Raw genomic sequence first — 12,766 nt, forward strand, 5'->3', positions numbered from 1 at the left:
GATCTGCGGCGAGGCCGCCAGCACCTCGCCGAGAGCGTCCGCGATGCCCTGCCGCTCGGCCGCCCACACCTCGGCCAGGCCGCGCACGCGCTCGTCCGGGTGCGCCAGCCCGAGGGGGAGCATCCGCGCGACCGTCGCGTGTTCGACAGCACGGAGATAGGCGGTGGCGACGATGGCCTCGCGGTCCAGTGGCGCCTCCTCGAACTCGCGCACCGAGAAGTACTCGCCCAGGGCGCGGTGCGCGCTGCGGCGGTGGTCCTCGAGATCGAACGGTTCCGCGATGCCCACGTCGTGCTCCTCCGCTAGGTCTGTCCCTCCATCCTGGGCCCCTCGTGCGGGAGGCGGAAGAGCACGCGCCTACGCCTGCGACACTGGGAGCCGGCGGTCAGGCGGGCGCCGGGATCGGGGCGGAATGGCTGCGGCGCGGACGGGGGCGGTCGGCGCGATCCTGGTCGCGGCCCTCTGCTTCGGCACCACCGGCACGGCGCAGTCCCTGGGCGCCGCGAGTGTGGATCCGCTTCTGCTCGGATCCGCGCGCATCGTGCTCGGCGGTGCGCTGCTGGCCGCGCTGCTCGGAGCGCGCGCGGTGCGCCGGCGCGCGCCCGTTCGTCCGACCCTGCCGGTGCTGGTGCTCGTGCTGTTCGGCGCTGTCGGAGTCGCCGCCTACCAGCCCGCCTTCTTCACCGGAACCGCGCAGAACGGGGTCGCGGTCGGCACGATCGTGGCCCTCGGCTCGGCCCCCGCCTTCACGGGCCTGCTGGAGTGGCTGGTGCTGCGAGCCGCGCCCAGCCCGCGCTGGTTCGTTTCGACGGCTCTCGCCGCGGGCGGCGTGGTGCTGCTCAGCGGAGGCGGCGCCGACACCGGAGCCTCGCCCCTCGGCCTCGCCGCCTCGGCGGGCGCGGGTGCGTCCTTCGCCGTCTACGCCGTGTGCGGGGTGCTGCTGCTCCAGCGCGGGCTGAGCCCCGTCGCAGCAATGGGTGCCCAGTTCGGAGCCGCCGCGCTGCTCGCTCTCCCGTTCCTGCTGCTCGGTGACGCATCCGTGCTCGCCGGCTCGGTCCCGGCCGTGCTGTGGCTCGGAGTCGTCACGGTCGCCATCGCCTACACCTTCTTCGCGCGCGGCCTGCGGATGCTGTCCGCGGCGACCGTCTCGACGCTGACCCTTCTCGAGCCGGCGATCGCGACACTCCTGGGTGTGGCGGTGCTGGGGGAACGCCTGACCGCGGGGGCCGTCGCGGGAGTTGTGGTGGTGGTCGCGGCCGTGCTCCTGGTGGCGGTTCCGGGGCGGGCGAGGCGCCTCACGGAAGACGCCGGGCTCCCCTGATCCCGGGCGCCCGTTCACAACTCTTCCCGCGTCGATTCGGCACGATTCGCTCGTGAGAAGCGCTGGATGGTTAGAAGCGGCTTGCCAGGATGAAGCCGTTCGTGTCGACGTGGCGCTCCGAGATCTGATATCCGAGCGCGTTGGCGATAGAGGTCCACGCGTCGAGCTCCTCGCGTGAGCCGAGCTTGCTGCTGGTCTGCACGAATCCACGGCGCGAAGTGATCACTCCGGTGCTTCCGTATTCGGATCCCGTAGCGGCATCGGCATAAACCACTATCATCTGCATGTCATCCTCCTGGATGGTAGGTTCCGCGGGTGCGGGGGCGGGCTTGAGTCGGTCATTGATGAAACGGTACGGATCGACGGTGACGCCGTAGGAGTACCCGGATTCCGAGAGCGAGATGGTGAGATGCAGGTGGTTTCCCCGTGATGCGTTCCCTGTGTTGCCGACCGATCCCACCCGCTCTCCGCGAGCCACCGAGCGACCGATCGGGAGGGGCGAGGCCGCGTTCATGTGGCAGTACGCCGAGTGGTATCCGTCGGCGTGCCGCAGAACGACGACGTATCCGAGGTCGCTGTTACGGAGGTTGACGACGACAACGCCGTCCGCGGCTGCCGGAATGGCAGTCCCGCCGGCCTGCGGATAGTCGAGTCCGCGGTGGGGACGCGCACGTCCCGCCGTGGCCCCCCAGCCGTCGGCGACGTTGGGATTGGTGAAGGGGTGGCGGTACTGCACATAGGTCGCGGCGTGCGCGCTCTCGGCGTCGAAGAATGCCGGAGAAAGGGCCAGGAAGGCGGCCATTCCAGCGGCACTGGCGAGAAGTCCTCTTCGAGAGAGTGCCGTCAGAGGGTCGAGAGGACTCTCCGATTCCGGATGGAGTCCAGTCGTGTCGAATGTGTTCACATGTTCCCTCTCGAGTGCAGTTATTCTGCTTCTTTGCTGAGAGTACTGAGAAGCCCTCGCTCGTGTCAAATCCTCTTCACGCGCCCCCGATTCTGCGAGAGAAGCGGGCGATTCTCACCCCTCAAAGAGTCGGTCAGGGCAACTTTTATCCTAGAACGTCTGACGGCTAGTCCATCTAGTGAATATGGTCATCGCTTTCCGGTATGACGGAGAAGGCCGGATTGTCACGTCTATATCCGACAGTGCAACTCGCACGGATGTGTCCCGACGCGGTGTCCTCGGTGGTCCGCTGACCTGACGCGGTGCATCGTGACGGAGCCGCCGCCGCCACCCACCGCTCTCTGTTCGAGGACGGGACGCACAGGCACCTCACCGTCGATCTGGTCGACTGATGCGGGAGCGACCACAGAGGCGCCCGCGGGCGAGCGGCCCATGATCCGCAGCCGCCTGCTCGCGGTCGACGGGATCGTCGGGTTCGGCCTTCTCCCCGCCGGTCAGCCCCTGGCCGATCGGTCGTCAGGAACCGCCCGCCGTCGTCGGCGTCAGCCGGCCGGAGCGGGGGCCTGCGGGGCCGTCCCGGTGCTCAGCTGCACGCCGACCACCGACCCCCGGTCGACCTGCGTCCCCGCGGCCGGAGAGGTACCCGCGACGGTGGCGACGGGCTGCGTCGAGTCGACTTGCGAGGTCGGTCCCGGAGTGAGGCCTGCCGCGGTCAGCGCCTGCGACGCTGCATCGCCGCTGCGCCCGCCGAGATCGGGAACCGTGACCTGCGGTGCCGCGATCGTCGACGGATCCGCCGGCGGGAAGTCCGAGCCGCCGTACCGGGAGTCGATCGCCGTCATCAGCGGCTTCCAGATGCGATGACGCGCCCCGGGTGCCCAGCCGCTGTCGAAGTCGACCGTGTCGAGGTTGATCCGCGAGCCGTCCTCGCGCGCCGAGATGCTGCCTACCCACACGGCGAGAGCGGTCTCGGACGAGGCCCCCAGCGCCCACGTGTCGGCGGAGTTGTCGGTCGTACCGGTCTTGGTGATGTGCTGGATCCCGTTCTTCGGGTCGTCCTCGGTGCCCGTGCCCTCGGCCGTCACTTTGAGCATCGCGTACTGCATGGCCGCGGCGACCTTGGTCGACACCGCCCTGGTGCATGTCGATGCGACCGGCTCGATCTCGCGCCCGTCCGCTCCGACGATCGCGGTGATCGCCACGGGTGTGCACGTGGTGCCGTCGTCGGCGATGCCGGCGTAGGCCGACGCCATCGTCAGCGGGGCTATCTCGTTGGTCCCGAGCACGGCGCCGGGCGACTGCACCAGCGCCTTCCCATCGGCCCGGTGCACGCCGAACGCTTCGGCCTGCTTGCGGATCTCGCACTGGTCGAGCAGGTGCGACATCCCCGTGAAGCCCGTGTTGAGCGAGTACACGGTGGAGTAGAGCGCCGTCTGTGTGTCGGAGTACCCGCCGTCGCCCGCGTTCTTGGGGTTGTAGGAGTCGTAGTTCCAGGTGCCCTCGCAGCTGTCGGCGAAGCCGTCCAGTTCTTCGGCTTCGAATCGAACTGCTCGAGCAGGGTGTGCCCGCGGTCGAGCCACTCGGCGAGCGTGAAGACCTTGTAGGCCGAACCGGTCTGGAACCCGTTGCCCCCGCCGGCGGAGGCGTCGACGTTGAGGTTGATCGCCGAGTACTCCGGTCCACTCGCGATCACGTCAGGATCCTGGCTGTAGGTCTTGTTCTGGACCATCGTCAGGATCTTCCCCGTCCCGTTCTGCACAGCGACCGCGGTCGCTCCCACATCGAACCGCGGGTCGGAGGAGGGCACCTGCTGGTCCATCAGCTCCTGCGCCGTCTCCTGCAGATCGAGGTCGATGGTCGTGTACACCGTGATCCCGCCCCGCTTGATGGCGGCGTAGCGCTCATCGTCGGTTGCGCCGAGCGCGGGGTCGTCGCGGAGCTCGTGCATCACGTAGTCGCAGAAGTAGGCGGCGCTCCCCGCAGTCTGGCAGCCGGTGGAGGGAGGAGTGATCTCGGGCGTGATCGCCTCGGCGGTCGCTGAGTCGTGCGCCGCCTGGTCGAGCGTCCCGGCCTCGAGCATGCGGTCGAGGATGTAGTCGCGCCGCTCCCGCGTCTGCGCGTAGCCGTTGGCCTCGCCGTTCTCGACGTCGTCCGGCCGGTCGAAGCGGAACTTCTCGGGATTGTTGACGATCGCCAGGAGGGCGGCCGACTGATCGACCGACAGGTTGGCCGCCGGGATGCCGTAGTAGTACTCGGCTGCGGCTTCGATGCCGTAGACGGTGCCGCCGAAGAGCGCGATGTTGAGGTAGCCGAGGAGGATGTCGTCCTTCGTCGACACCTTCTCGAGCCCGATCGCGAGGCGCATCTCCTTGAGCTTGCGCTCGGCGGTCGTCGCCGTCGCCTCCGCGTAGGCCCGGTCGCGCTCGGCCTGATCGGTGATCGACTCGGCCTTCTGCACGAGCACGTTCTTCACGTACTGCTGCGTGATCGAGGATCCGCCCTGCGTGTCGCCGTCGAGGAGGTAGGTGCTCGCGATCGCACGCAGCGTGCCCTGCAGGTCGATGCCTCCGTGGTCGTAGAAGCGCGGGTCCTCGCTCGCGACGAGCGCGTCCTTCACGGCGTCGGCGATCCGATCGGCCGGCACCTCGATCCTGTTCTGGTCGTAGAAGGAGGCGAGCAGCGTCGGATCCTCGGGGTCACCCGCATAGACGTCGCTCTTCTGCATCAGCTGCCCCACCTCGAGGTAGCTCGGCAGCGACTGGAACGCCGAGATCGTGCCGGACGTCGCCGCTCCGGTCAGGGCTGCCGCCGGCGCCACGACCAGGGAGGCGAGCAGACCCGCGATGACGCTGACGATCACGAATCCGACCAGCGCGCCGACAGCCCCGTGGACGGTTCGACGGGGCTGGAAGACGGGGACGTTCGGTCGCTTCAGGATGGATCCTCTCGCTGCACCAGCACCCTAGGCGAGGCCTGAGACATCGGTGCCGAGGCGCGCGCGCCGTGTCGCAGCCCACGGTCACTCCCGCTGGTCCGCGCCGTCGATTCCTCGGGGCGCGGCCGTGCCGCCTCGCCGTCCGGAGCCGTTCGCGACGAGTGAACCGCGACGGCATCCCGACTGCCTCGGCGTCCGGGCGTCAGCCCTCGATCAGGTCGCCGTTGATGTCCGAGACGTCGTGCGGATTGATCGGCGCCGTGCCGTTGCTCACCTGCAGGGGGATGATCGCGCCCTTGAGGGCCGTCTTCTCGGCGGAGGGCGTCGTCGAGACCACCGAGCCTCGGGGATCGACGCCGAGCCGACCGCCTCGGTGAGGCCGACCGAGAAGCCGGCCGCGGTCAGAGCGGACGTCGCGTCGGCGACAGTCCTGCCCGAGACGTCCGGGACCTCGACGAGGGTCCCGCTGCGCGGCGAGGAGGCGAGCATCGTGGCGGGCGGGTCGATGAAGTCGTCGCCGCCGTACTTCTGGTCGAGTGCCGTCATGATCGGCCTCCAGATCGCGTGACGGGCGTCCGCCGCCCGGATCGAGCCGCGCTCGCCCGTCAGTGTGGTGAAGCGCAGGTTCTGCTTCGAGTTGTCCGAGAAGCCGTTGATGCTGCCCACCCAGACGGCCAACGAGGTCGCTTTGCTGGCGCCGGCTGTCCACACGTCGGCCGCCTCATCCGTGGTGCCGGTCTTGCCGATGTGCTCGATGCCGTCGCGAGGATTGGAGGCGGTTGCCGTTCCCGAGGTCATCACGCGCTGCATCGCGTACTGCATCCCGTGCGCCACCTCGGGGGTGACCGAGGCACGGCACGAAGCCGGCGGAACCGCGACGGACGCGCCGGTGCTGTCGGTGATCCGGTCGATGACGACGGGCGCGCACGTCGTCCCATCGTTCGCGATGCCGGCGTACGCGTTGGCGATCGTCAGGGGAGCGATGCCGTTGGTGCCGAGGACCGCGGCCGGCCGGCTGTCGAGCTCCTTCCCGTCCGCCCGGTGGATGCCGAACGACTCCGCCGTCGTGCGGATGTCGCAGACGTCCAGCTTCTGCGCCATCCCCATGAAGCCGGTGTTGATCGAGTTGGTCGTCGACTGGAGGGCGTTCATCGAGGCGGCGTCCTCGGAGGCCACATCGTTCCGCGGGGCGAATCTGGTGGGGTAGACGCCATCGTCAGCGACGCTGCATTTCTGCGGGTACGACGCGAACCCCGACGTCGGCGACGGGAACGACTCGTTGATGGTGTGACCCGCCATCAGCCACTGCGCCAGGGTGAACACCTTGTAGGTCGAGCCGGTCTGCACTCCGGAGCCGCCGCCCATGTTCAGGTCGACGTTGAGGTTGATCGCGCTGTACCCCGGGTTCGCGGCGAGGAACTGCTCGTCCTGGCTGTACTTGGTGTTCTGCACCATCGAGAGCACCCGGCCGGTCTTCGCCTCGACGGAGGCGGCGGTGGCACCGACCTCGAAGCGCGGGTCGACCGGGGGGATGTAGGCGTTCAACGAGGCCTGCGAGACCTGCTGGATGTCGAGATCGAGGGTGGTGACCACGTCGAAGCCGCCCTGGCGGATGCGCTGGAAGCGCTCGTCGTCGGTCGCGCCGAAGGCATCGTCGGTGCGCAGCACATTGAGCACGTAGTCGCAGAAGTAGGCGGCGTCACCGGCGGTCGAGCAGCCGGTCGACGGCTCGGTGATCGTCGGGGTGATCGGCTCGGCGACCGCGGCGTCGTGAGTGGCCTGGTCGATGCGCCCGTGCTTGAGCTCCTCGGAGAGGATGTAGTCGCGGCGCTCCTTGGTGGCGGCGTAGCCGTTGGCGGCTCCGTTGTCGGGGTCGCCCGGGTTGTCGAAGCGGAACTTGGCCGGGTTGTTCACGATCGCCAGGAGCGAGGCGGCCTGTGACGTGGAGAGCTGGCTGGCGGGGATCCCGTAGTAGTAGTTCGCTGCGGCTTCGATGCCGTAGACGGTGCCGCCGAAGAGCGCGATGTTGAGGTAGCCGAGGAGGATGTCGTCCTTCGTCGCCTCCTTCTCGAGCCCGATCGCGAGGCGCATCTCCTTGAGCTTGCGCTCCGGGGTCGGCGCGGTCGCCTCGTCGTAGGCCTTGGTGCGCTCGGCTTCGTCGGTGATCGACTCGGCCTTCTGCACGAGGACGTTCTTGACGTACTGCTGCGTGATGGAGGAGCCGCCCTGCAGGTCTTCGCCCGTCAGTGTGACGGCGATCGCACGGAGGGTGCCCTGGAGGTCGATGCCGCCGTGCTCGTAGAAGCGGGGGTCTTCGCCGGCGACCGCGGCGTCCTTGGCGGACTGCGCGACGTCGTCCCAGCCGACCTCGACGCGGTTCTGGTCGTAGACGGAGGCGAGCAGCGTGGTGCCGTTGCTCGCGTAGATGTTGGTGCGCTGCATCAGCTGGCCCACGTCGAGGTAGCCCGGCAGATTCTGGAACATACCGATCGTGTTGCTCGTCGCCAAGCCCGTGAGAGCGAGGGCCGGAGTGACCCCCACCGTGATCAGGACGCCCGCCACGGCACTCATCCCGATGAACCCCATGACGGCCCGCAGTGACATCCCGAGCGGCCGGACCGAGCGGCGGGATGCAGTGGGGAGTGCCATGGAGCGGTCGTCCTTTCGACGCGGCGCGACCGCCGCGGAGGTGCTGAGGGAGGGTGGCGAGAGCGCCGCGAGCATTCGCGCGATCCCCCGGCTTGATGGTACGTGACACACGTGCCCGCAGGGCGTCCTCCTCTGGGAGGAGATGCGAGCTGGCGGGCGATACGTCGCCGAGGCGCGTGCGCCGGGCTGCCGTCGGATCGATGCGTCCGTATCGTGGTCTGTGCGCCTCCTGCACGGGGCGTTGCAGCACCCGCTCCACCGCACCGTTCCCTCCACCGCTCCGGGGCCCCGGAGCGGTCGGCCCCGGCAGAAAGCGCACACCATGGCACGCATTCACGACGACGTGACCCAGCTCGTCGGCAACACTCCTCTCGTCCGCATCAACCGACTGGCTGGAGCCGATCGGGCGACTGTCCTCGCCAAGCTCGAGTTCTACAACCCGGCCAACAGCGTGAAGGACCGCATCGGCGTCGCGATCGTCGACGCCGCGGAGGCCTCGGGCGAGCTGCCCCCGGGCGGCACGATCGTCGAGGGAACCAGCGGCAACACCGGAATCGCGCTCGCGATGGTGGGGGCCGCGCGCGGCTACAGGGTGATCCTCACGATGCCCGAGACCATGTCGGTCGAGCGTCGGGTCCTCCTGCGCGCCTACGGAGCCGAGATCGTCCTGACTCCGGGCGGCGAGGGGATGCGCGGAGCCGTCGACAGGGCGCGCTCGATCGTCGACGAGACTCCCGGTGCGATCCTCGCCCGCCAGTTCGAGAACGCCGCCAACCCCGAGGTGCACCGTCGCACCACCGCCCAGGAGGTCTGGGAGGACACCGACGGCGAGGTCGACGTCTTCGTCGCGGGGATCGGCACCGGCGGCACCATCACCGGCGTCGGTCAGGTGCTCAAGGAGCGCAAGCCCGGCGTGCAGATCATCGGCGTCGAGCCGATCGACTCGCCGCTGCTCACCCAGGGCACGGCAGGTCCGCACAAGATCCAGGGCATCGGCGCCAACTTCGTGCCCGCGATCCTCGACCGCGAGGTCTATGACGAGATCATCGACGTGACCCTCGACGACTCCGTCCGCGTCGCCCGTGACCTCGCCGCGCAGGAGGGGATCCTCGGCGGCATCTCCTCCGGCTCCATCATGTGGGCCGCTCTCGAGGTCGCCCAGCGTCCGGAGAACGCCGGCAAGACCATCGTCGCGATCGTCTGCGACTTCGGCGAGCGGTACATCTCGACCGTCCTCTACGAGGACCTCCGCAGCTGAACCGCCCGGGAGTGCCCGGGCTGCCCCGGCTCGGACGCGGTCCGAGGCGCCGCAGCCCGGTCGGCGGTCGCCAGCCGGGTGTGCTCGGTCGGCTGCGGGAGGACGTCCGCACCGTTCGTGAGCGGGATCCCGCCGCGCGCGGTGCGGTCGAGGTGGTGCTCGCCTACCCGGGTGTGCACGCGGTCTGGGTGCACCGGGTCGCCCACGCCTGGTGGCGGCGCGGGCTGCGGCTCCCCGCGCGGCTGCTCAGTCAGGCGGCGCGCGCGGCGACGGGAGTCGAGATCCACCCGGGCGCAACGATCGGCCGCCGCCTCTTCATCGACCACGGCATGGGAGTCGTGATCGGCGAGACCGCGCGCATCGGCGACGACTGCGTGCTCTACCACGGGGTCACGCTGGGCGGGACGTCGGTGCGGCGTGAGCGGAGGCACCCGACTCTCGGCGATCGGGTGGTGGTCGGCGCGGGCGCCGTCGTCCTCGGGCCCGTGGTCCTCGGCTCCGACGTGAGAGTCGGGGCGAACGCCGTGGTGGTCGAGGACGCCCCTGATGGCGCTGTGCTCGTCGGCATTCCGGCCCGTGATCCGCGGGCGACGGGCCGGGCGGAGGGTGCGCTCGCCGACACCGCGTTCTCCACCGGCCCGGAGGTCTCCCCCTAGTCGTCGCTGCGCGGCGTGATGTCGCGGGGGGCGCTTTTGATCTGTGCGAAGGCGTCGAGGGCGTGTGCCCGTGTCTGCTTCAGGTCGAGGATCGGCGTCGGATAGCCGCCGCCGGTCAGCGTGTCCGCGAGGGTCCAGGGCTCGTGCACCGCTGTGCCCTCGACCTCTGCGAGTTCCGGCACGTTCAACCGGATGTAGCCGCCGTCCGGATCGAACTTCTTCGACTGCGTGACCGGATTGAACACCCGGAAGAACGGCGAGGCGTCGGCTCCCGAGCCCGCCACCCACTGCCAGTTCGCCGCGTTGCTCGCCGGATCGGCGTCGACCAGCGTGTCCCAGAACCAGGCCTCGCCCACCCGCCAGTCCACGAGCAGGTTCTTGATCAGGAACGAGGCCGTGACCATCCGCACCCGGTTGTGCATGTAGCCGGTGCGCCAGAGCTCGCGCATCCCGGCGTCGACCAGCGGATACCCGGTGCGCCCCTGGTGCCAGTCGTCGACGGCCGCCTGGCCGGGACGCCCCCAGGGGAAGGAGTCGAAGCGCGTGTCGAAGTTCGCGGTCGCCAGATCGGGCCAGTGGAAGAGCAGGTGGTAGCAGAACTCGCGCCAGAGCACCTCCGACACGAACCGCTCGCTGCCCTCGCCGCGGTGCTCACCTTTCGCGTGCGCCTCCTCGAGCGCGTGCCAGACCTGGAACGGGCTGATCTCGCCCCAGCGCAGGTGCGGGGAGAGGTTCGAGGTGGCGTCCTGCGCCGGCCGGTCGCGCCCGTCGGCGTAGTCGTCGAGCTGCTCCGCGAGGAACGCCCGCAGCCTCGCCGATGCCGCCCTCTCTCCCGGCGTCCAGCGCTCACGCAAGCCGCCCGCCCAGTCCGGGTGCGTCGGCAGAAGCTCCCAGTCGTCGAGATCGTCGGAGGCGGTGCCGCCGGAGTGGCCGTCGAGCGAGCGGGGTCGGGGCAGCGGCGCTCGCGGAGTCGCACGAGCGCGGCAGGCGCGAGCGAACGGCGTGTAGACCGAGTACGGGCCGCCCGCTCCGGTCTGCACGGTCCACGGCTCGAACAGCAGGGAGCCCTGGTGGCTCTCTGCCTCGCGTCCGCCGTCGCGCAGCGCCTCCTTGAGGGCGGCGTCGACCGTGCGCTCGGCCCTCCCGTAGCGGCGGTTCCAGTGCACGGCTCCTGCGCCGATCTCGTCGGCGAGCTGCAGCACGACCGCCTCGGCCGGCCCGCGGCGCAGGATCAGGCGGGCGCCCAACTCCGCGAGGTCGGATGCCAGCGCCGTGAGGCTGCCGTGGAGCCACCAGCGGGAGGCGCCGCCCAGCGCCCGGATCCCCGCCGACTCCTCGTCCAGCACGTAGCAGACGGCCACAGGGCCGCCGCGGTCGATCGCCGCGCGCAGTGCCGGGTTGTCGGCGAGTCGCAGGTCGTCACGGAGCCAGACGAGGGTGGGGGAGGTGTCACTCATGGTCCTCCTCATGATCCGCGAGTCGTGGGCCGGGGCGAAGAGCTGGCCCGCCCGCGCGGTGCATGGTAGCGGAGGCGCCGTCGTGCATCAGGAGGCGGCGATGCCGTCGCGCAGCTTGTCGCACAGCGCGGTCAGCTGCCGCAGCTCGTCCTCGTCGAGGGCTCCGCCCACCTGCTCGGAGATCGTCTGCATGTGGAGGAGGGCGACGCGGCGGAACAGGGCGTAGCCTCGTCGGTGATCGCGATGATCGTGCCGCGCGCGTCCGCGGGATCCTCGCTCTTCTCGACGTGACCCCGCGCGGCGAGGCGGTCGATCAGGCGGCTGACGCTGGGCTGCGAGAGCAGGACGTGCTTGTTGAGGTCGCGCAGCCGTGCGCGCCGCTCGGGCTGTCGGGTGAGGTTGAAGAGGACGTCGTACTCGTTGAGCGAGATCTCCTTCGAGGGGAACTCGCTGCTCAGCGCCCGCATCACGTGCACCTGAGCACGGAAGAGCGACTCCCACGCGGTCACGGCCTCTCTCGATCCCACGACGTCCTCCTCCGCTGCACCCGGGGATCCGCCTCCTGGCGCCCAGACGCCGTAGAGCCTACGCCGGGCCGTCGGCCTGCGGCGGGCGGCCCGGTCGGATGCTCCGGAACGACAGAAGGCCGGGCCGCTGAGGCGAGCGGCCCGGCCTTCATTCCCTTGCACCAAGAGTGTCCTGCAATCACTTCTTGCGCTTCGTCGCCACAGCAAACGACTGACGCTCTTGAACTATATAACGGACGGGTAACGACGCAACCGTTGTCTTCCTGGGATCTGCCTGAGGCTCCTCAGGGTCTTCGTCGACGGGCCGGGCCGAGCGCCCGTCGCGCGAGCGCCCGGAGGTGCCGCGGCTCAGAACAGGTCAGGGCTCGGCGTCGACGCGTAGCGGATGGCGACGTCGGCGTGCCGGTCGAAGCGGTAGCCGACCCCGCGGACCGTGCGGACGATCTCCTCGTAGCGACCGAGCTTGGCCCTGAGGCGGCGCACGTGGACGTCGATGGTGCGCTCGTTCGGGGCGTCCTCGTCGGCGGCGCCCCAGAGTGAGGCGATCAGCTCGGCGCGCTCGATGGTGCGTCCCTCGCGCAGGACGAGGTACTGCAGGAGCTCGAACTCTTTGTAGGTGAGCGCGGTCGTCTCGTCCTCGAGGACGACGCGCTTGCGAGAGATGTCGATGACGACGCCGCCCGGCGCGCGGTCGAGGTCGGGCTCGGACTCGGCGCGGCGCTTGGCGACTGCGGCCGGGTCTTGCAGGGCGAGTCGGACCACGTCGACGTCACGGCCGCCGGCGCCCTGAGGGGCGAGGGCGACGGAGGCGTACGTCTCGGCGTCGGGGGCGAGCTGTGCGGTGACGCGCTTGAGCTCGTCGACCAGGCGGCCGAGGTCGACTCCGGCAGCGCGGGCCTTGGCCTCGTCGATGCGACGTAGAGGGCGAAGCCGCGGGCCTCGGTGCCCTGGGGGCACGGCGCGGAGGCGGGGGGCGGCGGGGGCGGCGTCACCGACCGGCTGGAGCCGGGGGGCGTCGGTGGCGGTGGCGGAGACGGAGCGGGAGTGGAGGAGGGTCAT

General features: G+C 70.0%; 10 protein-coding genes and 2 pseudogenes. 3 read left to right on the top strand and 9 right to left on the bottom strand.

Annotated elements, in window-relative coordinates; translation table 11 throughout:
* The coding region (locus ACH61_RS11025; protein WP_153038842.1) for a hypothetical protein at positions 1-288 on the bottom strand (288 nt) is incomplete at its 3' end.
* Between the two features lie 124 nt (positions 289-412).
* Between ACH61_RS11025 and ACH61_RS11030 the strand changes: the two genes are divergently transcribed.
* Positions 413-1,321, top strand: coding sequence for an EamA family transporter (locus tag ACH61_RS11030; RefSeq protein WP_068212069.1), 909 nt, complete (start codon positions 413-415; stop codon positions 1,319-1,321).
* Positions 1,322-1,391: 70 nt separating this feature from the next.
* Here ACH61_RS11030 and ACH61_RS11035 read toward each other — a convergent pair whose 3' ends face one another.
* From ACH61_RS11035 to ACH61_RS11050, 5 genes and pseudogenes are all read right to left on the bottom strand, one after another.
* Positions 1,392-2,123, bottom strand: coding sequence for a M23 family metallopeptidase (locus ACH61_RS11035; protein ID WP_068212071.1), 732 nt, complete (start codon positions 2,121-2,123; stop codon positions 1,392-1,394).
* Positions 2,124-2,767: 644 nt separating this feature from the next.
* On the bottom strand, positions 2,768-3,805 hold the full coding sequence (locus ACH61_RS11040) for a PASTA domain-containing protein (protein ID WP_082845207.1): 1,038 nt from the start codon (positions 3,803-3,805) through the stop codon (positions 2,768-2,770).
* 509 nt (positions 3,806-4,314) lie between these two features.
* Positions 4,315-4,950 (bottom strand): annotated as a pseudogene (locus ACH61_RS18435) (transglycosylase domain-containing protein); the annotation flags it as partial.
* A 412-nt stretch (positions 4,951-5,362) separates the two neighbouring features.
* Positions 5,363-5,497 (bottom strand): hypothetical protein, encoded by a 135-nt coding sequence (locus ACH61_RS18860; protein WP_269085072.1) that lies wholly within the window; start codon positions 5,495-5,497, stop codon positions 5,363-5,365.
* Entirely contained in the window at positions 5,431-7,809 is a 2,379-nt protein-coding gene (locus ACH61_RS11050) for a penicillin-binding protein (protein ID WP_161489656.1), read from the bottom strand. Before ACH61_RS11050 ends, ACH61_RS18860 begins: the two co-directional genes overlap by 67 nt.
* Positions 7,810-8,131: 322 nt before the next feature.
* Here ACH61_RS11050 and cysK point away from each other — a divergent pair, with 322 nt between their 5' ends.
* Positions 8,132-9,067, top strand: a complete 936-nt coding sequence (gene cysK / locus ACH61_RS11055; protein WP_068212078.1) for a cysteine synthase A — start codon at positions 8,132-8,134, stop codon at positions 9,065-9,067.
* Positions 9,068-9,147: 80 nt separating this feature from the next.
* Positions 9,148-9,723, top strand: a complete 576-nt coding sequence (epsC, locus tag ACH61_RS11060; RefSeq protein ID WP_068212081.1) for a serine O-acetyltransferase EpsC — start codon at positions 9,148-9,150, stop codon at positions 9,721-9,723.
* Here epsC and ACH61_RS11065 read toward each other — a convergent pair.
* The 3 genes and pseudogenes from ACH61_RS11065 to ACH61_RS11075 form a co-directional block, all read right to left on the bottom strand.
* Entirely contained in the window at positions 9,720-11,180 is a 1,461-nt protein-coding gene (locus ACH61_RS11065; protein ID WP_068212079.1) for a cryptochrome/photolyase family protein, read from the bottom strand. The genes epsC and ACH61_RS11065 overlap by 4 nt on opposite strands.
* A 131-nt stretch (positions 11,181-11,311) precedes the next feature.
* Positions 11,312-11,707: a MarR family winged helix-turn-helix transcriptional regulator gene (locus tag ACH61_RS11070; protein ID WP_330220160.1), complete on the bottom strand. Its 396-nt coding sequence runs from the start codon at positions 11,705-11,707 to the stop codon at positions 11,312-11,314.
* Between the two features lie 348 nt (positions 11,708-12,055).
* Positions 12,056-12,699 (bottom strand): annotated as a pseudogene (locus ACH61_RS11075) (winged helix-turn-helix domain-containing protein).
* Positions 12,700-12,766 lie beyond the last annotated feature (67 nt).

Origin of the sequence: Rathayibacter tanaceti (assembly GCF_001634385.1) — a bacterium.
In the GTDB taxonomy this organism is placed as follows: Bacteria; Actinomycetota; Actinomycetes; order Actinomycetales; family Microbacteriaceae; genus Rathayibacter; species Rathayibacter tanaceti.